General features: G+C 37.8%; 16 protein-coding genes. 9 read left to right on the top strand and 7 right to left on the bottom strand.

Features of this window, described 5'->3' with window-relative positions; all coding sequences use genetic code 11:
- Nucleotides 1-14: 14 nt before the first annotated feature.
- Nucleotides 15-1,217, top strand: coding sequence for a toxic anion resistance protein (locus HC179_RS04105; RefSeq protein WP_168863181.1), 1,203 nt, complete (start codon nucleotides 15-17; stop codon nucleotides 1,215-1,217).
- 433 nt (nucleotides 1,218-1,650) lie between these two features.
- Nucleotides 1,651-5,733: a S8 family serine peptidase gene (locus HC179_RS04100; RefSeq protein ID WP_168863180.1), complete on the top strand. Its 4,083-nt coding sequence runs from the start codon at nucleotides 1,651-1,653 to the stop codon at nucleotides 5,731-5,733.
- 355 nt (nucleotides 5,734-6,088) lie between these two features.
- Here the strand turns inward: HC179_RS04100 and HC179_RS04095 are convergent, their stop codons facing one another.
- Nucleotides 6,089-6,628 (bottom strand): YhcN/YlaJ family sporulation lipoprotein, encoded by a 540-nt coding sequence (locus tag HC179_RS04095; protein WP_168863179.1) that lies wholly within the window; start codon nucleotides 6,626-6,628, stop codon nucleotides 6,089-6,091.
- 128 nt (nucleotides 6,629-6,756) lie between these two features.
- On the opposite strand from HC179_RS04095, the gene HC179_RS04090 reads away from it, so the two are divergent.
- Complete coding sequence (locus HC179_RS04090) at nucleotides 6,757-7,650, top strand: alpha/beta hydrolase (RefSeq protein ID WP_168863178.1); 894 nt, start codon at nucleotides 6,757-6,759, stop codon at nucleotides 7,648-7,650.
- 27 nt (nucleotides 7,651-7,677) lie between these two features.
- Nucleotides 7,678-7,869, top strand: a complete 192-nt coding sequence (locus HC179_RS04085; protein WP_060663773.1) for a DUF2187 family protein — start codon at nucleotides 7,678-7,680, stop codon at nucleotides 7,867-7,869.
- Between the two features lie 46 nt (nucleotides 7,870-7,915).
- Here HC179_RS04085 and HC179_RS04080 read toward each other — a convergent pair whose 3' ends face one another.
- Complete coding sequence (locus HC179_RS04080; protein ID WP_168863177.1) at nucleotides 7,916-8,503, bottom strand: cell wall hydrolase; 588 nt, start codon at nucleotides 8,501-8,503, stop codon at nucleotides 7,916-7,918.
- Between the two features lie 228 nt (nucleotides 8,504-8,731).
- Between HC179_RS04080 and HC179_RS04075 the strand changes: the two genes are divergently transcribed.
- Nucleotides 8,732-9,184, top strand: a complete 453-nt coding sequence (locus HC179_RS04075) for a hypothetical protein (RefSeq protein WP_168863176.1) — start codon at nucleotides 8,732-8,734, stop codon at nucleotides 9,182-9,184.
- Nucleotides 9,185-9,208: 24 nt separating this feature from the next.
- Here the strand turns inward: HC179_RS04075 and HC179_RS04070 are convergent, their stop codons facing one another.
- Nucleotides 9,209-9,910 (bottom strand): class I SAM-dependent methyltransferase, encoded by a 702-nt coding sequence (locus HC179_RS04070; protein ID WP_168863175.1) that lies wholly within the window; start codon nucleotides 9,908-9,910, stop codon nucleotides 9,209-9,211.
- Between the two features lie 103 nt (nucleotides 9,911-10,013).
- Between HC179_RS04070 and HC179_RS04065 the strand changes: the two genes are divergently transcribed.
- The 3 genes from HC179_RS04065 (at nucleotide 10,014) to HC179_RS04055 (ending at nucleotide 12,921) form a co-directional block, all read left to right on the top strand.
- On the top strand, nucleotides 10,014-10,217 hold the full coding sequence (locus HC179_RS04065; protein WP_168863174.1) for a DUF6501 family protein: 204 nt from the start codon (nucleotides 10,014-10,016) through the stop codon (nucleotides 10,215-10,217).
- A gap of 109 nt (nucleotides 10,218-10,326) precedes the next feature.
- Nucleotides 10,327-11,439, top strand: a complete 1,113-nt coding sequence (locus HC179_RS04060; protein ID WP_205825216.1) for a PQQ-dependent sugar dehydrogenase — start codon at nucleotides 10,327-10,329, stop codon at nucleotides 11,437-11,439.
- 51 nt (nucleotides 11,440-11,490) lie between these two features.
- The gene (locus HC179_RS04055) at nucleotides 11,491-12,921 is read left to right on the top strand and encodes a phospholipase D family protein (protein ID WP_168863173.1); all 1,431 of its coding nucleotides are present in this window, start codon (nucleotides 11,491-11,493) and stop codon (nucleotides 12,919-12,921) included.
- 448 nt (nucleotides 12,922-13,369) lie between these two features.
- Here the strand turns inward: HC179_RS04055 and trhA are convergent, their stop codons facing one another.
- The 4 genes from trhA to HC179_RS04035 form a co-directional block, all read right to left on the bottom strand.
- Entirely contained in the window at nucleotides 13,370-14,017 is a 648-nt protein-coding gene (gene trhA / locus HC179_RS04050) for a PAQR family membrane homeostasis protein TrhA (protein ID WP_168863172.1), read from the bottom strand.
- Between the two features lie 504 nt (nucleotides 14,018-14,521).
- The gene (locus tag HC179_RS04045) at nucleotides 14,522-15,625 is read right to left on the bottom strand and encodes an AI-2E family transporter (protein WP_168863171.1); all 1,104 of its coding nucleotides are present in this window, start codon (nucleotides 15,623-15,625) and stop codon (nucleotides 14,522-14,524) included.
- 137 nt (nucleotides 15,626-15,762) lie between these two features.
- A complete protein-coding gene (locus HC179_RS04040) occupies nucleotides 15,763-17,382 on the bottom strand; it encodes an ABC-F family ATP-binding cassette domain-containing protein (RefSeq protein ID WP_148989988.1) in 1,620 nt (539 codons plus the stop codon).
- A 140-nt stretch (nucleotides 17,383-17,522) separates the two neighbouring features.
- Complete coding sequence (locus HC179_RS04035; protein ID WP_168863170.1) at nucleotides 17,523-17,975, bottom strand: cupredoxin domain-containing protein; 453 nt, start codon at nucleotides 17,973-17,975, stop codon at nucleotides 17,523-17,525.
- Between the two features lie 157 nt (nucleotides 17,976-18,132).
- Here HC179_RS04035 and HC179_RS04030 point away from each other — a divergent pair, with 157 nt between their 5' ends.
- The gene (locus tag HC179_RS04030) at nucleotides 18,133-19,119 is read left to right on the top strand and encodes a DUF3231 family protein (protein ID WP_168863169.1); all 987 of its coding nucleotides are present in this window, start codon (nucleotides 18,133-18,135) and stop codon (nucleotides 19,117-19,119) included.
- Nucleotides 19,120-19,803: the final 684 nt, after the last annotated feature.

Below are 19,803 nucleotides of genomic sequence, written 5' to 3'. Positions count from 1 at the left end.
TGGGGTGAGTGACGATGAAAAACAATGACCAGTTAAAAAACCAAGTAAAAGAAGATACACTGAATGACTTATTGAGCAATCCATTCGCAACACCTAAAATGGAAAGCGAAATGATGAATCAAGATTTAAAGGAAGTTCAACTTGAACCTAAAAAAGAAAAGGTAATGGATACACTTTCTGATGAATACAAAGCCAAAGCAATCGATATTGCAAAACAAATTGACCCTACAGATCAACAGGCTATATCTTCTTACGGAATTACCGCACAGAACGAACTGTCTACTTTTTCTAATTCCATTTTGTCTCATGTTCAGGCTAAGGACGCTGGACCGGTAGGAGAAGTAGTTTCTGATTTGATGAGAAAGATCAAAGAAGTGAAACCCGGAGAGCTGGAGCCTCAGAAAAAAGGATTTTTTGGTAAACTTTTCGGGAATGTAAATAATTCGGTACAACAACTTTTCGCAAAGTACCGTAAAATTGGCTTTGAAATCGATAAAATTTCTGATCAACTGGAAAGCTTCAAAAAGGTGTTACAACGTGACAATATCATGCTGGAATCTTTATACGACAAAAACAAAGATTACTTCCAGGCATTAAATATTTATATCGCAGCAGCGGAGCACAAATTTGATGAAATTCAAGCAACCATCATTCCGGAGCTAGAACAGAAAGCAAGACAAACGAATAATCAAATGGATGTACAGGCAGTTAGTGATATGATGCAATTTGCAGACCGCCTGCAAAAGCGGACACATGATCTGAAAATCAGCCGTCAAATTACCCTGCAAATGGCACCGCAAATACGAATGATTCAACATACCAATCAGACACTAGTTGAGAGAATACAATCTTCCATCCTAACCGCCATACCTTTATGGAAGAACCAGCTTGTTATAGCAGTTTCTCTATATAATCAGCAAAAGGCAGTGGATACACAGAAAAATGTTTCAGAGACTACCAATGAATTGTTGTTGCGAAACTCTGAAATGCTTAAACAAAACACAATCTCTGCTGCACGTGAAAACGAACGAGGTCTAGTCGACATTGAGACGCTGAAGAAAACACAAGAAAACCTAATTGAGACACTAGAGGAAACCCTACAAATTCAACAAGAAGGCCGAGAAAAACGCCATCAAGTAGAACTAGAACTTGTCCAAATGGAAAACGACCTCAAAAACAAACTACTAGAAGTACGTTCTAAAGCTAAACGGTACTAAAAAATATACCCAAAATAACATTTATATCAGAAAAACAGGTTTGATTCTTTTAGGATTAGACCTGTTTTTTTTATGGGAATGCCATCATACCCTATACGATTAAATTTCACCAAAGAGAAATTATTGCTCTATCGTTTAATAAATAGAGTATTTATTAAAAAATATGTCGATATCACAAAAATTTTCCCAATAAATTAAAGGGAATTAATGCGACTATATTCACTTGATTGGAAAAAATGAATAAAATTACCCTTGTTTAATGAACAAATAGAGAAATTAATAAAATACTAAGTGGTTAATTTTTACCATAATTTCCATCTTGTGTTGGTGAACCGTAAAATATTTTTCGATACATTCCCCCAATACATTCCCCTTAAATATCATGATAACATTTAGTTGTTAGAAAATTCTCAAAAAGGGGATGCTGTAAAAAATGAGCATGAAAAAGAAGATACTGTATTATGCATTGGGAGCCGGTATGATCTTGAGTTCGGCTAATATACCCGGTATTAATGTTCTAGCAGAAAAGCCAGTCTACATCGAAGATACTCTCTCAAAAATGACTCCAGAACAACTCGAAAACTACAAACAACTGCAGAGTGTAGAGAAAGAGGGACTATATTTATCCCCAACTGTTGATTTAAATAGTAACGATAATATAAAGGTTATTGTTCAACTGGATCATCATCCTGTAAAAGTTGCTCTGCTAAAAGCACAATTAGAAGGTAAAAACCTTTCTCAACAAGAAGCCAAAGAAAATGTGGAGAAGGATCAGAAGAAATTTAAGAATGAACTTGATAAAGTTTTTAAATCCAAAAATAAGGAAGGCTATAAGATACGAAAAAGCTATAACCATGCTTTGAATGGTGTTTCGTTAGAGGTGCCTGCCAACAAAATTCAAGAATTATTAAGTTTGGATGTAGTAAGGGCAATTTGGAGTGACGTTGAGATACAATTGGAACCTCCTGTGGTAAGGGAAAAAAATGTGCAAGATGGGGAGTATGTAGTCGACAGCATGCCTCATTTAAAAATTGACCAATTACATAGTGAAGGCTTCACTGGTAAAGGGATCAAAGTGGCAGTCCTTGATACGGGAATTGATTACAATCATCCTGACTTAGACGGAGTATATAAAGGTGGATATGACTTTGTTGATGGTGACGAAGATCCAATGGAAACCACCTATAAGGATTGGCAGGCCTCGGGACAATCAGAGATCCGCAGCGGCAATACTTATTACACTCAACACGGTACACATGTGGCAGGCACAATAGTTGGTGAAGGTGATAATGAGGAATCGGAATACAGTGTGAAGGGTGTGGCACCTGAAGCAGACTTATATGGGTATCGTGTGTTGGGTCCATACGGAAGTGGGACAAGTGAAAATGTCATCGCTGGTATCGATAAGGCAATTGAAGAAGGCATGGATGTCATGAATCTATCTTTAGGTGCTATAACAAATGACCCTCTCTATCCAACAAGCGTGGCAGTCAACAATGCTGTACTTAGTGGCGTGACAGCGGTTGTATCTGCGGGTAATGCAGGTAGTAATACCTTTACACTTGGGTCTCCTGGTACAGCCGCACTTGCTTTGACGGTAGGTGCAAGTGACGTCCCATTCGATATTCCGACTTTTAACGGGGAATATGGTTCAGATGAAGTACACCTGCAATTAATGGCCAAAAACTTTAGCGATAAATTGTCCGACTTTGAGGGTGCTAATTTTGAATTAGTGGATGCAGGACTTGGAGGGAACTCTAACTATTATCCGATCAAGGAAGAGATAAAAGGGAATATCGCTCTTGTATCCCGAGGTTCACTTTCTTTTGTTGATAAAATCAAATACGCCAAAAATAACGGAGCGAAAGCCATAATCATCTATAACGACAACGAAAAGGAAGGGCAGATTCCTTATTATCTTGGTGAGAGTGTAGATAACATCCCGACTTTCTCTTTAACGAAAGAAGAAGGGGAAAAATTAAAAAATAGTCTTGAACAAGGCAAAACAATCACCTTCAGCAATTTAGGGGAAATCAAAACAGAAGGGGATCGCCTGGCAGATTTCAGCTCAAGAGGACCTTCTAGAATGAACTATGATATCAAACCTGAAATTGTAGCTCCTGGTGTTTCAGTATTGTCCACTGTACCTTCTTATATTAATGATAAAGAAAACGGCACATATCAGTATGCCTATAATCGATTGTCCGGGACGTCCATGGCATCTCCGCATGTGGCAGGGATTGCAGCATTACTTTTACAATCGAATAAAAGCTACACACCTGCAGATATTAAATCCAAATTGATGAACACAGCTGACCCTATGAATGGTGATTATAGTGTGTATGAAATCGGATCAGGCAGAGTGGATCCATATGAAGCTCTCCACTCAGATGTAAACTTCCAGGTTGTGGACGAAACGGCAACAATCAATAACGGGGAAGAAGTGACGATTGAAGAGCGTACTGGTGGGATGAGCTTCGGACTCCGTTATGTTGATGGAAAGCCATTGCATGAACAGCGTTCTTTAGAAATCTCCAATCACGGTGATACGAACAAAACGTTCCAGGCAAGTGTCCATTTTACAACTAAATCTCTGGATGCAGCAGAAAACAATGTTACTCTTTCATTTGATGAAAAATTAACGATCAATGCTGGAAAGTCCAAGAAGACAAAAGTATTCCTGGATGTACCGGCAACAGCTGAAAAGGGATATTACGAAGGATACGTTAAGTATGTAAATAGTAAAGATCCTGCTGAAGAATACCAAATTCCATTTGGAATCAGGGTTTCCGCAGAAGGAATCGAAGAGATTGAGGCATTCAACTTCTCTACTAAACAGAATAATCAGTTCGGAAGTTTATTTAACTTTACACCTGGATCGTTCGTTTTACGTTCACCAATGGAGAAGCTGAGCCTCGTATTGGTGGATCCGAAAACGAATAAGGACCTTGGCCTCGTTGGTTCTATAAATCCAAAAGGGATAAAAGAAGGACAAAGAATCGTCCTTTATTCGATGTTCTCAGGATACTATTATCCTTACACAGGGGATCAGAAGAATCCATTCTCTGTCAATCCTACCCTTGCACCAGAAGGACATTATAAATTAAAATTGGTGGGTGTGAATGCAAAAGGAAAAATATTTTCAAAGGAAGTCGATACGTTCATTGATAATACAGCACCAAAAATTAAAAGCAGCTTACCGAACGGAGTATACGAATATGCACCAGGAACAGAAACCGTTCCATTCTCTGTGAAGCTGTATGATAAAGAAATCGATGATATGAAGGAAGCGGGCTTCAATGTCGATCAATCAAACAATTTCATCACATATTTTTGGGCATCACCGTTCCCGAGTCCAACGCCATTATTCACCGATGCTTCTGGGGATTTAGAGGAAGAAGTTCTCATGCACCCTCGTTTGGATCGTTATCCATTTGCGTTGTTCGGATATGATTCAGTGGGGAATCTGGCTGAAGAAGGGCCGATCATGAATGCGTTTGTGCTTGAAGGGACGCCATTTACCACCATTTCAAGTAACAAGAACGAATTGATGGCAGAAGAGGAGTTCAAATTTACAATCACGGCAAATAACTTGGAGAGATTCAAAAAAGGAAACTTTACTGTTACGTATGATAAAAACGAAATGATGGTAAAGGATGTTGTCTTTAATCCAGACTTCAAGCCTCAAAGTGAATCAACAATATCGCATGAGATCAAAGAAAAATCGAGCGTCCAAGATAATTTGAATGTTTCGGTTTCCATTAGCGAAGATGCCAATCTTGAAGTAACAGGAGATACACCGATCTTTGATATCATTTTGGAAGCAAAAGAAGTTAAATTTGGTAAACGGAACTCGATGAAAACACCAGCAGTTTCAAGTTCTTATTTCAACGCTGATGGACAAGAGACGAAGAATATCATGGGGTATTACAGCGGTGATCATGTAGAATTATTACGCAGTTATTCTGAAGCACGTGGCAGCATTATCCCACAAGGGTTTTACGGTACGGACGGACAATATGATTATAATAAAGATTTCTCCAATGCGCCAATCTCTCTAACTGTAACAGATGCAGATGGTGAAAAATACGAAGGGACCGTTAATAAGAATGCATTCACTGTACAGGGCTTACCTGTAACGGATAAACCATTCTCAATTGAAGTCAAGATCCCAGGTCACTTCCCAGTAAATAGCTCGTTTACCCTCTACGAACAACGGGAAGATCGTATTCTTGGAACTTGGCGTGATATACTTCTAAGAAGACAAGATGCTGGCGATGTTAATCAGGATAGCGTGATTGATATCTTCGATGCGGTAGCAATAAAAGAACATTGGGGAACAGATAAACAAGAAGCGGATTTGAATTTTGACGGTATCATCAATGAAGAAGACTTGGAGCTTGTCGAATACAATTACCTTGAAACAGATCCGGGAGTTGACAAGGCCCCTACTCCTATACAAACGTATAAAGGGCAAACATTAGAAAGTATAAAGAAAGAATTAGGGTTAAATTAGAGGGAAAAATATTGTTTAGAAGCAGATTCAAACGAATCTGCTTCTTTGTGCAACGTGCAGTTCCAACTTGAGTGTAAAGTATTAAAGGTGATCAATACGATATATAGTTTAAAGGGCTTCTTGAATGCCCAAAAGTATCGCTGTTTCAATGTTAATGACTTTCGTCAGAGTGATTCATTTTTTTACACAAAAATATTAACAAATCACCAGAAAAACTTCTAGGTTGGATTTTTATTGCAAAGATATTTAGAGTCAACTAGTGAGGATAAAAAAAACCCAGATTCCTTTATCTGGGTTTTTACAAAGTGATTTGGATATATAGATTTAAAAATAATTTTTTAGAGGGGACCTTGTATTATCTTGAAGTCGGGAATAGTCGTTGTACTACTTCTGTAAACTCATCGAAAATTCCAGCAACAGGTCTGCCTTCTCTAATATCATTCGTATAACCTTCCATACGATCGACAAACTCAGGATTTACAGAAACATACACATTTCGGATACTACTGTCAGATTTACGTACCTGATTTGCTATCTTTTCTTCCACATCTTTCGTTAATTCCTGCTTACCTTCTCCTTCTAATACAGCTGCCACATAAGCATTTCGATTAGTTACGATAATACTGCAAGATTCCACTTCTTTCAAATCAGTAATTTTCTTAGAAGCCTCATCCGCTACATCAAGCCTTGGCTCATTTGTGTCATTAACTCTCCGTGGGTTTATGTCCCCATTTCTTACATTTCTATTGTAACGCCCCATTTTATCGTAATTAACATTTAGAGCGTTATCTGGGTTATCATTTTGATTTGCACCGTAGTTATCTACATTGCCACAACCTGTCAACACCATCGTCATGATAAGGCCAGTTACTAAAAATCCATTAATTCTCAACATTCTACACCTCTTTCATCATATTTACATATATGTTTTATCAAGAGTAAGGGAATTATTCGGTTTTTATAATGAAAATAAGGTAACATAAGAATTAGAAATTTTGTTTATAGGATGAAGAGAGGTCAACTATGGTAACGTTTGATAAGCAGGATTATTTAAACTTTTATAGTTTAGAACAATGGGGTTCCATACATACTAGTGAAATGATTACCCACAATCATCACGAGATATTTATCCAAACATTTATGCCTGAAGAAACTAGAGGTTTAGTTACCATTGTCCATGGTTATCTCGATCATTCAGGGTCACTTTCGAAGATTATTGATACGTTAGTATCCGATGGATATGGTGTAATTACTTTTGACTTGCCTGGTCATGGGCACTCTAACGGGGTAAGAGGAGATATTCAAGATTTCTCTGAGTATGTCAAAGTAGTGCATGCCGTTCATTCTCACATTTTAAATAAAGGGATATGTCATAAAAGTTGGTCAATAATGGGACATAGTACCGGTGGTGCCATCATTTTATGTTACATTAACGAGTACAAATACTTATTTGATAAGGTGATTTTGGTAGCTCCATTGATTCAACCATATTTGTGGTCATTTTCAAAGTTTGGTGTTAAACTCATTGGGGAGAAAATAATTCATATAAAAAGAACATTTAGAAAAAACTCTTCAGATCCAGAGTATCTAGCACATGTGAAAAACGATCCACTTCAATTCACAAAATTACCTGTAAGATGGCTTCAGTCTCTTGAGCGGTGGAACAGTAGTCTTTCTGACCAACTATCAAAAAGTGAAAAGACACTATGTATTATTCAGGGAAATAATGACACGACAGTTGATTGGAGGTATAATATAAAATTCATTCTAAAAAAATACCCAAATGCTACGTGTGTTCTTGTTGATGGAGGCAATCATCAACTTTTCAATGAAACGGCAATAATTAGGGATATAACTTTTACACATATTAAAAGATATTTATCAGCCAATGGGGATAATAAGGATAGAAGAGACTAAAGTATTAAAAAAAGGTGGAATAAGTAAATGGAAGAGACAAAAGCAACAAACGTTCAAGTTGGAGATACGATTCAAATTAATAAAGGTACCAAAAAAGGTAGTAAGGGTACCGTTATTGTTGTTAGAGACAGCTCTGTAATTGTTGAACTTGGGAAAAATCCTAATACAGGAGAACCAATTCGTACTGTCATAAACCATAAGAATTATAAAGCTTTATAAATAGTAAAAGACACCGGACTTGAACCGGTGTCTTTTTTAAGGCAAATTATTGTGCAAATACGTGGTTTCCAATCGTCTTTGTTACCTTTCTTGTACGGATCCACTCATCACTTGTTTTATCTGGATTAAAAAAGTAAAGTGAGTTGTTGCCATCCCCGCGGAATGCAATAGCTTCTTCAACTGCTTTTTGGGCTTCCTCATCAGCGGCCTTATCAATCTGACCGTTTCCTACTGGAGAGAATTGGTATACTCCACCTGGACTTGTTTCATAGACTACTTCCTTAATGGAGTCAGGAAATTGGTCACTATCAACTCTATTTAGAACAACTGTTGCCACAGCAACTTTTCCTTCATACGGCTCTCCTTTAGATTCCGCATGAACAAGGCGTGCCAATAATTCTTTATCTTTCTCTGATACTTTCTCTGGGAGCTGTAATGCTTCACCAGGGAAAATAAGATGATTGTTTTTATTATTTAATTCCTTCATTTCTTTAACGGAAACGCCGTACGTTTTACCTATATTCCAAAGCGTATCGCCAGATTTTACTTTATGTGAGCCAGCTGCTTGTGCATCAAACCCAGTTCCGGCAAATAATGCCACAGCTGCAGTAGTAATTGCAATAAGTTTTTTCATAAAAGAATTCCTCCTTGTGTTGTGGGTAATCATCAACTCTCGGACGCTCTAAGAAATATCCTAACAAGTATATACAACTATTTCACTGTATAAATGTTGGCATGGGATGATATATATTGTAGATATTACCTACTTTTCACAATTTTGAGGATGAAAATGGAATAAATATGGGAAAATAAGTTCATACCGGCAAGTATAACCTAATCTAAATTGAAGGGAGATGTTGTCATGCAGTATATAGCAAAGTATCCGACAGCAGTTCACAGCTTCATTTTATCTTTGATGTTAATTCAAGGAACTTATCAAATCTTGCATGCTTATTATGGAAGAGGAATAGTACAGCTCTCCATAGGTATGATCATCTTGTTTTCCTATTTCATTCGATATCAAATAAAGTTGGATGAAACAAAAGTTCTTTACGAAATACAGTTTTTAGGTCGTACATTTTATTCGAGGAAAATTACAGCCAGTGACATAAGGAAAATAGTCTTTAAACGAGTGGGATGGTCAGCAAGGGGAGCTTTCATTTATACAGATAAACTTTTTCCTATCCGATTAATAAATTTTAAACCTGATAATATGTATGATCAATTACATCTTTTTGGAAAGAAAAACGGAATTTCTGTCATAAGTCAGGAAGATTTGGTCCAACCAAAAGCGAATATCACTAAAGAAAGCTGAAGCATACATAAGTAGCTCCAGCTTTTACCGTTGTGCTCGTATAATACTTATTTCAATATGTTCTTGGGATTCATAAGTTAGCTTTTCATGTTCATGCATCACTTCAAAATACTTATCTTCTATTTTTTCAGAAGGGTCCATTTCCGGTTCGGATGGCTGCAAGTCTCTTACTGAGAGAGGAGAGATCTCTACCTTCTTAAACCCATGATTTTCAAGGGCCTCTTTCCAATCCTCTTTACTGAATATATTAGGCATGTTGTAGAATTGCTTCATTCTGTCTTCCAAATCAAGGTGCAATGTACCTTTCTTCGTCATCTCAAGCGCTAACAAAACTCCATCCTTGTTCAAAAGTCGAACCACTTCCGGAAGAGTTTTGTTTGTATCGGTAAAAGATAGAACAGATTCAGAGAGTATAAAATCAAAACTGCTATCTCTAAATTCTGTCTTCTCAATATCCATTTGTAGGGCAGTTATCCCTGCTTGATGCTCTGCAAATCGATTGTTGGCTTTTTCAATCATAATTGAATGGTTATCTATGGGTGTAATATTTACATTCATAGCATTTAGAAATAAAGACGTTTGTCCCGTGCCGCACCCAATTTCAAGTAGTTTTTTTTCTGAAAGGTTTTCTTTTAATAGGATGTTTTTTGTTAGCTCCAATCCTCCAGGATGAGCACCACCAATTCCAAACAATGCTAATAAATCTGTATATGGTCTATGGTTCATTCATTTTTCACCTCATCTAATCATATGAAGGAACAGTTGTGTTTGTTCATTGAGAAAAGATGAGGTAAAATAGTTGAGAGATAATGGTGGAGGTGCAAAGCAAATGATACATAATTCTTGGGATAAAAAAGAAACTGTACAGCATGTTAATTGTGTACATACAGATGCAAAAAAATATCTAGTGAGCAATATGCTGACTGTTGGAAAAACGTACGAAGTGAAAAATGAAACGGAAGAGTTTATATTCGTAAAAGACAACAGCGGCCACATTGGTGGATATTATAAAACCTATTTTGAAAAAGCATAAGGCACGAAGAGACAAGGCGGAAACACGTCTTGTTTTTTTTTGTATTTTCATTCTTTATTTGGATTAGACTTGAAAGATGAGGGGAAAAGAGTAGAGGGGTGACTTTATTTTGAGAGTTTTTATGTTAACAATAACCTTGCTGTCTATGTTTTTCACAGGTTGTACTCCTGTGGTGGAACCGAAAAAGGAAAGTGAAAATGAAGTGCTAGAAACGAACACATCACCTGAAAAAGATGTAGAAAATCAAGAATTCAGCATCACGAATAAAGAAGTAATAGCGACCAATTTAAACGTACCTTGGTCTATTGCTAAATCAGGAGATACATTTTTCATTACTGAAAGAACCGGTAAGATTGTAAAAATAAATAAAGAAGGCATGACAAGGGAAGATATCCAGCTGAAAAAACCGTTATTGGTCTATGGTGAGGGCGGATTGCTTGGCATGGAACTACATCCTGACTTTCAAGAGAACGGACTCGCGTTTGCCTATCATTCATATGGGACTGAAGAGAGAGTGAAGAATAGGATTGTAACGTTGAAATATGACGGAACAATATGGAAGGAAGCAGGAGTTCTGTTGGAAGACATCGATGGAGCAATTTATCACAATGGCGGACGGGTTAAAATCGGACCAGATAACAAGTTATATATAACAGTCGGAGATGCCAATAAACCCGAGACTGCACAGAACAAAGAGCTGATCACTGGGAGCATTCTCCGCATGAACTTGGATGGAACGGCTCCCGAAGATAATCCGTTTACAGGATCCTATGTTTACAGTTACGGCCATCGAAATCCTCAAGGGTTAGCATGGGACATAGAAACAGGTGAGATGTATGCATCAGAGCATGGCCCATCTGCTTTTGATGAAATCAATATTATAAAAAAAGGCAAGAACTATGGGTGGCCAACTTATACAGGAGAAGACCATGCTGAAGAAGTAGAACCGCCTCTATTTAACTCTGGTACTGATACTTGGGCTCCATCTGGCATTGTTGTTGAGAATGGAGTTCTGTTTGTAGCAAACCTAAGAGGTGAAATGGTGAGAGCTTTCGACATTAGCTCCAACCAACAATCTGTAATTTGGAAAGATAATGGCCGACTTAGGGATGTGTGGAAGGAGGGGGATTCCATCTACTTTATAACCAATAACACAGATGGGAGAGGAAATCCTGTCCCAGAAGATGACCAACTGATCAAACTGGACCTATCGTTTGATTAACTAAAAAAAGATTTTTAGTTGATCTTTTGCCAATATTCTAGGGGGAACAATATGAAGAACTGGATAAAGAAAAATAAACTTCTGACCATTATACTAATACTCATCTTAATTGTAATACTTACAAGTGTCTATCATAGTTATAAGCCATTGCCAGAAGGAGTATCCTACGAAGGTGATGTCCACTACGTATCTGAAGTGAGTTTTCTCTATGATCTTACATATGGAGACAAGGATAACCTTCAAAAGGAACATAAGATATTTGATCGCATTTTTCAAATAATTGATGATGCAGAAGAGTTTATTGTAATAGACATGTTCTTATTCAATGGATATCATGATGGAGAAATGGATTACCCTCCGTTAAGCTCCAACTTGATGGAAAGTCTTATTTCTAAAAAGAAGGAGAACCCAGATGTAGATATTGTATTCATCACCGATGAAATCAATACAACTTACGGATCACATGAGGCGGAAGAGTTGTCAATGTTAGAAGAAAACGGAATAAGAGTCATCGAGACGAATGTGAAGGTGTTGCGAGATTCCAATCCGCTATATTCTGGAATCTGGCGAGTGTTCTTTCAATGGTTTGGTCAAGGTGGTTCTGGCTGGATCAAGAACCCAATGGCAGAAGATGCACCTGATACAACCGTCCGTTCTTATTTGAAACTTTTAAACATAAAAGCAAACCACAGAAAGGTAATTGCGACAGATAAAACAGCCATCATCTCTTCAGCCAACCCACATGATGCTAGTGGACTGCATTCAAATACCGCCTTTGAAGTTTCTGGAAATATTATTGCTGATATTTTAAAAACGGAACAGGCAATCCTTGATTTTTCTGGGGGTGGCGGTTTACCAAAATACAATGGAGGACAGACAGAGGAAGGTGACATTGCAGTTCAACTGTTAACGGAGAGGAAAATATTAAATCATGTCCTTAAAGAAATAAGAAAATCCAAAGATAAAGAAGAAATCTGGGTAGGGATGTTCTATCTGGCGGAAAGAAAGATTATTGAGGAACTTATTGACGCTGCAGACCGGGGAGTGACCGTTAATTTAATTCTTGATCCTAATGAACATGCATTTGGTCAACAGAAAATAGGTCTCCCGAATCGACCTGTTGCAGCAGAGCTGTTAGAAGAAGGGCAAGGGAATATTGAATTAAAATGGTACAACACCCAAGGAGAACAATACCACCCTAAAATGATCTATTTCAATCGAGCAGAAGAGTCCACCATTATCGGAGGGTCTGCAAATTTTACAAGAAGAAATCTCTACGATCTCAATTTGGAAACGGATATAAAGATAACTGCCAATAACAAGGAGCAAGTAATGAAGGATATGGATGATTATTTCCTAAGGTTATGGAGCAACGAGGACGAGATATATACCCTCCCTTACGAAACCTATAAAGATGAAATGCCTATCGTAAAAAAAGCCATGTACCGCCTACAAAAAATATTCAGATTCACAACTTACTAAAAAATGCTTTTGGGAAGCCCCTGATAAACTGAAATATCTTGTACTTAGTATTTTCTAGCTGTGGATTGTAGTAAAAGGCGAAGACTCCTAAGGGAGATAGCAGTAGCTTGAGACCCCGCAGCAAAGCGAGGCCACTGAAAAACTGATAACGTAAAGTATTTATTGATTCCTAGCTGTTGATTGGAGCAAAAGGCGAAGACTCCTGAGGGGGATAGCGCTAGGTGGAGACCCCGCAGGCGTAGCCGAGGAGGCTCACGTCAGCCCCTAGGAAAGCGAAGCTATTTGCGGAAATCAACAGCGGTGTTTATAAAAATACTAAAATCAAGACTTTTTCAGTGGCCTCCAGCAAAGCGAGGAGGCTCAAGCACCGCCCCTAGGAAAGCGAAGCCATTTGTGGAAATCAACAGCGGTGTCTAAACTTTTCCAGTGGATTCTTTTATGGGACAGCCTATTGTATAGGCAACACATATAACAAAACAAAAAAGAAATGCAAAACAGTTCCGCCTAATACAAAAACATGCCAAACCGCATGATGATACGGAAACGCTCGCCAAACATAAAAAACTGCTCCTAAACTATAAACAACCCCACCAGCAACAAGAAAGGCTATACCGCCAGTCCCCACAGTAGAAGTAATATCATTCCAACCAAACACAGCAAGCCAGCCCATCAATACATACAGAAGGGTAGAAGCCAGAATAAATCTTTTTACAAAGAACACTTTAAAAACCGTTCCCGCTATAGCCAGGCCCCATACTATTCCAAAAAGTGTCCAGCCTAGGGCACCATCCATAATAATAAGGGTAATGGGAGTGTAGCTTCCCGCAATAAAAAAGTAAATCGATGAATGATCAAGAATTTCAAAAACATTTTTAGCTTTGCCCTTAGGCAATGCATGTAATAAGGTAGAGGCTGTATAAAGCATTATCATGGTTACACCGTAAACGATAAAAGTAGTCAAGTGCAGGGCAGTCCCGTTGATAGCAGAGAACACTATCAATAATACTAGAGCTGCAATACTGGTTAATATGCCAATACCATGAGTTATTGTATTGGCAATTTCTTCTCCTTTTGAAAAGGTATGTGTTTGAGCCATGTTTATCATCTCACTTTTGTCGTTTAATGAACTAAACTAAAATGTTCTTATCTATCATAACAACTATAAGTACTTTTTTCCAATAAAAAAGCATGCCATGAAAGTGAGATAAACTTTGCATGACATGCTTTTTGGGGGGAGTGCCGGTATTGTTGTTATTGGACCTAATTTGTACAAAAAACAGGTGGAAACCCTCTCTTTGATGAGGGTTTTGAATCGTTCGGTCATTTCGAGTCTTTGTTCGGACAATTTTCTCATGGTTTAGGAGGGGGTTCGGACATTTGAAATGCGTGTTCGGTCAACTTTCAACTACCTTTGGACAACTAAAAATTTCGTTTGGTCAACTTTTGAAAAACTTCGGTCAACTTTGCCAAAACTTCGGTCAAAATCGGATAACCTTTGGTCAACTTTCAATAAACTTCGGACAATTGGCGCGTTGCCCCCGATATCTGTCCCCATGACCAGCGTTGACCTCCGTCATCCGTGCTCAAGACCCCATTTATCCTATTTATAGAGCGAATCTTCCGTTACTTTTACTTTTCTAAGCTTGATAAAACGAATGGTATGCAGAACAATTACCTTTGAAACTGCATAAGTTGGTACCGCAAGCAGTAGACCAAGCAAACCTGCAAATTTGCTTGCGACTAGTAAGAGTAAAATGATGGTCAATGGGTGAACATCCAATTTCTTGCCCATAACCTGTGGCGAAATTAAATTGCTCTCTATTTGCTGAACAATTACAACAACCAAGAGTACCCATAAGGCCATGATAGGTTCATCAAAGAAGGCTACGATGACGCTTGGAATGGTCCCGATAAATGGTCCAATAAAGGGTATTACATTTGTAAACATGGCAATTAAAGCTAAGACAAGGGAATATTCAAGTCCGATAATTAGAAACCCAATATAAATTAAAACACCAACAAATACACTGACAATAATTTGACCTTGTATATAGGAACTTAAAGCAATATCCATATCTTTAAGTACACTTCTACCTTCCCGTTCATGTTGGCGGGGTATTATTTTGATTACTTGATCTGGCAATCTGTCGCCATCTTTTAACATGTAAAATAAAACGAACGGAATTACTACCAGTAAAATTAGAAAACCGGTTATTGCGCTAATCACATTCACTACGTTAGATCCAAATGCAGTGACATAAGCATTTAGATTATCAGCAAGCTTTGCAGATATTTCTTCTAGAGAAAACATTTCATTCTGCTGAAACCTTGAAACATATTCATTTTCCTGCAATTCAATTGTGTATTTTCTAATATCATTAATAATTTCTGGAGTATTCTTTACAAGACTATTAACCTGTTGTTGTAAGGTAGGACCAATGAAAAACAATAACAAGGTAATAAGACCAATAAACATAAGGTATATGCTCAAAATAGCTAACCCTCTTGGAACATATCGATCAGCAAGGTTTACAAGCGGTCGAAGTAAATAGTAAAGAACACCAGCAAGTATGATAGGTGCAAATAATGTGCTTATCATCACGGTAAGAGGGGTGAAGATAAAATCTACCAGTGATGCTAAGAAAATAATTAACAGTATGACAATAATTCCATAGCCAACCTTAAACCACTTCGTTTGCGGCATTCCTACACCTCATTCATTCAAAGTTAATAACTTCATTATAATATAAGTAAAAAGTGAACAGTACTAATACGTAATTATGCCAACAAGGTTTCAAAATTTGAAAAAAGCCCTTTTATTCTAAAGGGCCTTTAACAATTTTAGGAATGAAGATCAGCTAACTGCTGTTGTACGCTTGCATCCTCTAAATATTCATCATACGTCATTTGTTTATCAACCATACCTTTAGGTGTGATTTCAATGATTCTATTTGCAATCGTTTCGATGAACTGGTGATCATGAGACGTGAAAATAATGGAGCCTTTGAAATTGATTAATCCATTATTAAGTGCTGTGATAGATTCTAGATCCAAGTGGTTCGTAGGGTCATCAAGCAATAGTACGTTTGAGCCTGAAAGCATCATTTTAGAAAGCATACAACGTACTTTTTCCCCTCCGGATAGAACACTTGCTTTTTTCATTACTTCTTCACCAGAGAATAACATTCTTCCAAGGAATCCGCGCAAGAAACTCTCGGTTTGGTCATTAGGGGAGTATTGACGCAACCAATCTACAAGATTCATGTCTACGCCTTCGAAATACTTTGAGTTGTCTCTAGGGAAATATGCCTGTGTAGTCGTGATTCCCCATTTGAAGGTTCCACTATCAGGTTCCATTTCACCAGAAATAATTTTTAAAAGGGTGGTATTAGCAATTTCATTTCCACCAACAAGGGCAATTTTATCATCCTTATTCATAATGAAACTGACATTATCTAATACTTTCTCGCCATCAATCGTTTTAGTCAAACCTTCCACACGTAAAAGGTCATTTCCGATTTCGCGTTCAGGTGTGAAATTCACATAAGGATAACGACGGGATGAAGGCTTGATGTCATCCAAAGAAATCTTATCTAAAAGCTTCTTACGGGAAGTAGCCTGTTTGGATTTAGATGCATTTGCACTAAATCGGGCGATAAAGGCTTGAAGCTCTTTAATTTTTTCTTCTTTTTTACGGTTCACATCAGATGCCATTCTTGCTGCAAGCTGACTGGACTCATACCAGAAGTCATAGTTACCAACATAGATTTGAATTTTACCATAGTCTAGGTCAGCAATATGCGTACAAACTTTATTTAAGAAGTGACGGTCATGGGATACAACAATGACAGTATTCTCAAAGTTGATAAGGAACTCTTCTAACCATTGAATCGCTTTAATGTCCAAGTGGTTGGTAGGCTCATCGAGTAATAGTACATCTGGCTTCCCAAAAAGAGCTTGTGCCAAAAGTACTTTTACCTTTTCGCCACCAGTGATGTCGGCCATTTTCTTTGTATGAAGATCTTCAGAAATTCCTAAACCTTTTAAAAGGATTGCTGCTTCTGATTCAGCTTCCCAACCATTTAATTCAGCAAATTCGCCTTCAAGCTCTGCAGCTCTCATACCATCCTCATCTGAAAAGTCTTCTTTCATATAAATAGCATCTTTTTCCTGCATCACTTCATAAAGACGACTATGTCCCATGATTACCACCTTAAGAACTTCGTGTTCCTCATATTCAAAGTGGTTCTGCTTCAGGATAGCCATACGCTCATCCTTATTCATATGAACGTCGCCAGTTTGAGCTTCTACTTCACCAGAAAGGATCTTTAGAAACGTTGATTTTCCAGCACCATTTGCACCAATTAACCCGTAGCAGTTGCCAGGGGTGAATTTTATATTAACATCTTCAAATAACTTTCGATCGCCATAGCGTAAACCTATATTCGTAACTGTAAGCATGTAATTAGTTTCCTCCAAAATTAATGTCGTTGAAATTATACCATTAAATGAGGACGTTGCAAAAGATTCATTTACTATAGAAGCAATAAATATGTAAATAATAAATGACCAGTCTCAATTTTGACTGGTCATTGGTGAATTTAATAGACGTAAATATAAGCCACCATTGGAGGGCTATGATGTCCGTTATGGTGAGAATGAGTGGAACAAATTAGTTTATATACGCCTGCTTTATCAAATTTCACATCAATTAGAGTTTCCTCGCCCTTTTTAATAACCCCATTAATATCTGTTCCTTCAATTGAATATGGATGTTCACTACCATTTACCCCGAAAATACTTAAAGTTATTTCTTTGCCTTTCGGTACGGTAATGGTACCAGGGTCAAAACGGTAGGCTTCTATTTCTGTACCGTCTTCCAATTTCGTCTTAAATTCAGAAGTGATCATGTTAAATACCAGTTTTTCTTCTTCAGATGGTTTTCCAGTGGTGGGAACACCTCCCGTATTGACAACATACCATCCTCCAAATCCAGCGATTATACAAAGTACAATTGTAATAAGAAAGCTTTTCTTTATGACAAAAAATTTCATCAAAACCTCACCCTTTCCTTTGCTTGTCTTCTATTTAAATGTGTATGCAAGGGAAGGGAGAGGGTTGTCTACAATCTATAAAAGTAATGATAATTTTAATAACAATCTTTTTTGGAGGATATACTAAAAAAAATATTTATGGGAGGGGCAGGTCTAAATGGATAAGCAGTTGTCATCGTCTGAAATAGGTAATCTATGGATGACGTTTCAACAGAAAACGATGCTGGCCAGGCTATTAGAGCATTTCCTTGCGAACAATCAAAATAATGAAGTACACAATTTGGTACAAACCTACTACGATCAAGAAATATATTTTATTAATGAACTAACAGAACTCTTTAATCGAGAAAATATGGTTTTGCCTGTCGGGTATGTCGAAAGTGATGTAAAACCGTCGACAAAGCCATTGTATGACCAGTACTTTGATGCACTATTCCTAAGAGTAATGATGAAAATAACTATTGGTCTTAACGCCTTAAATGTCAGCATGTCTTATCGACAAGACATCACCGAGTTATATAAAAGATTTTTGGATGTATCGCAAAATACATATAACGAAACGACTCAATTCTTATTGAAAGATGGGGTTCTTACTCGTCCACCAATGATTCCGATGCCGGAAAAGGTGGAATTCGTTAAGGGGGAAGGCTATATGGCAGGTTTTAATATTTTCAGTGAGAAAAGACCTTTAAATGCAATAGAACTCTCTCTCTTGTATCAAGGTATTGAAACCAATGTACTTGGGTTTCAGTTGTTAAGAGGATTTGAACAGGTAAGCGAGGACAAAGAAGTGAAGAAGTACTTTGAAAAAGGAAAAGAATTGGCTAAACAAATTATAGATACTTTCAGCGATATACTTCTAAAGAGTGATATACAGCCACCAATAGTTGCATGGGGGAATCCAACTTTGTCAACGGAATCGCCTTATTCAGAAAAGCTTATGATGTACCTGACGAACTTGCTCAGCAGCTTCGGGCTTACAAGTAATGCACTTGGTACATCATTCAGTCTTCGTTCAGATCTGCCGACTAAGATGACCATGATTGCTAAAGATATTTTTGATTATGCAAAAGATGGTGGACAGTTGATGATTAAGAATGGTTGGATGGAAGAACCACCGCAGTCATTAAAAAGCACGAAATAAGTAAAGCCGGGGCAAACTGTTACCTGCCCGGCTTTTTTATTGCTTAAGAAATAATAAAATTGTGGATAGTCTCAGTGAAATTCTTGATCGTCGGGGTGAAGACTTTAGTGATAAGAAATTAGAGAAGAAATGGCATCATCGTTGTTATGAAGACCTCCGTGACAACAAATCAGGAAGAGAGAGGTCCTCATCATCCGTATGAAGACTTCGGTAACAAGGAATTAGGAGGAGAGAAGTCCTCATTGACCGTATGAAGACATCAGTGACAAGAAATCGGAAGGAGAAAGGTTTTCATCGCCCATATGAGGACCTTAGTGACTAGAAATCAGAAGGAGAGAGGTCCTCATCACCAATATCCTCTCGGTAAAATAGCTTTTTGGCCTTAAGGTGAAAGAAGGCATCCTATTGATTGGAGTGGAAGGCGCGCAGACGCCCGGGGGAGGAAGGGACAGGTGAGACCCCGGAAGGCAAAGCCTGAGGAGGCTCACGGACCGCCCGCAGGCAAGCCAAGCGCCTGGAACGGAAATCAATCGTATATATACTTCCATAACTTCGAAAAAGAGGCTGGGACAAAAGTGTTTTAGTCTAAATAAAACCCGAACTAATTTAAAATCTTAAATTAGTTCGGGTCTTTTTTCGTTTAAAAGATACATTTATTTTTTGGGTTGCACCAGCTGTTGATTG

The sequence above is a fragment of the Bacillus sp. RO1 genome, from assembly GCF_012524115.1.
GTDB lineage: Bacteria > Bacillota > Bacilli > Bacillales > Bacillaceae_I > Sutcliffiella_A.
The sequence above is the reverse complement of the archived record's forward strand: the minus strand, read 5'-3'. Positions and strand labels throughout refer to the sequence as shown.

Bases quoted from the DNA above. Each gene is read 5' to 3' on its own strand.
- HC179_RS04105 (WP_168863181.1), top strand. From the start codon at position 15: ATGAAAAACAATGACCAGTTAAAAAACCAAGTAAAAGAAGATACACTG.
- HC179_RS04100 (WP_168863180.1), top strand. From the start codon at position 1,651: ATGAGCATGAAAAAGAAGATACTGTATTATGCATTGGGAGCCGGTATG.
- HC179_RS04095 (WP_168863179.1), bottom strand. From the start codon at position 6,628: ATGTTGAGAATTAATGGATTTTTAGTAACTGGCCTTATCATGACGATG.
- HC179_RS04090 (WP_168863178.1), top strand. From the start codon at position 6,757: ATGGTAACGTTTGATAAGCAGGATTATTTAAACTTTTATAGTTTAGAA.
- HC179_RS04085 (WP_060663773.1), top strand. From the start codon at position 7,678: ATGGAAGAGACAAAAGCAACAAACGTTCAAGTTGGAGATACGATTCAA.
- HC179_RS04080 (WP_168863177.1), bottom strand. From the start codon at position 8,503: ATGAAAAAACTTATTGCAATTACTACTGCAGCTGTGGCATTATTTGCC.
- HC179_RS04075 (WP_168863176.1), top strand. From the start codon at position 8,732: ATGCAGTATATAGCAAAGTATCCGACAGCAGTTCACAGCTTCATTTTA.
- HC179_RS04070 (WP_168863175.1), bottom strand. From the start codon at position 9,910: ATGAACCATAGACCATATACAGATTTATTAGCATTGTTTGGAATTGGT.
- HC179_RS04065 (WP_168863174.1), top strand. From the start codon at position 10,014: ATGATACATAATTCTTGGGATAAAAAAGAAACTGTACAGCATGTTAAT.
- HC179_RS04055 (WP_168863173.1), top strand. From the start codon at position 11,491: ATGAAGAACTGGATAAAGAAAAATAAACTTCTGACCATTATACTAATA.
- trhA (WP_168863172.1), bottom strand. From the start codon at position 14,017: ATGGCTCAAACACATACCTTTTCAAAAGGAGAAGAAATTGCCAATACA.
- HC179_RS04045 (WP_168863171.1), bottom strand. From the start codon at position 15,625: ATGCCGCAAACGAAGTGGTTTAAGGTTGGCTATGGAATTATTGTCATA.
- HC179_RS04040 (WP_148989988.1), bottom strand. From the start codon at position 17,382: ATGCTTACAGTTACGAATATAGGTTTACGCTATGGCGATCGAAAGTTA.
- HC179_RS04035 (WP_168863170.1), bottom strand. From the start codon at position 17,975: ATGAAATTTTTTGTCATAAAGAAAAGCTTTCTTATTACAATTGTACTT.
- HC179_RS04030 (WP_168863169.1), top strand. From the start codon at position 18,133: ATGGATAAGCAGTTGTCATCGTCTGAAATAGGTAATCTATGGATGACG.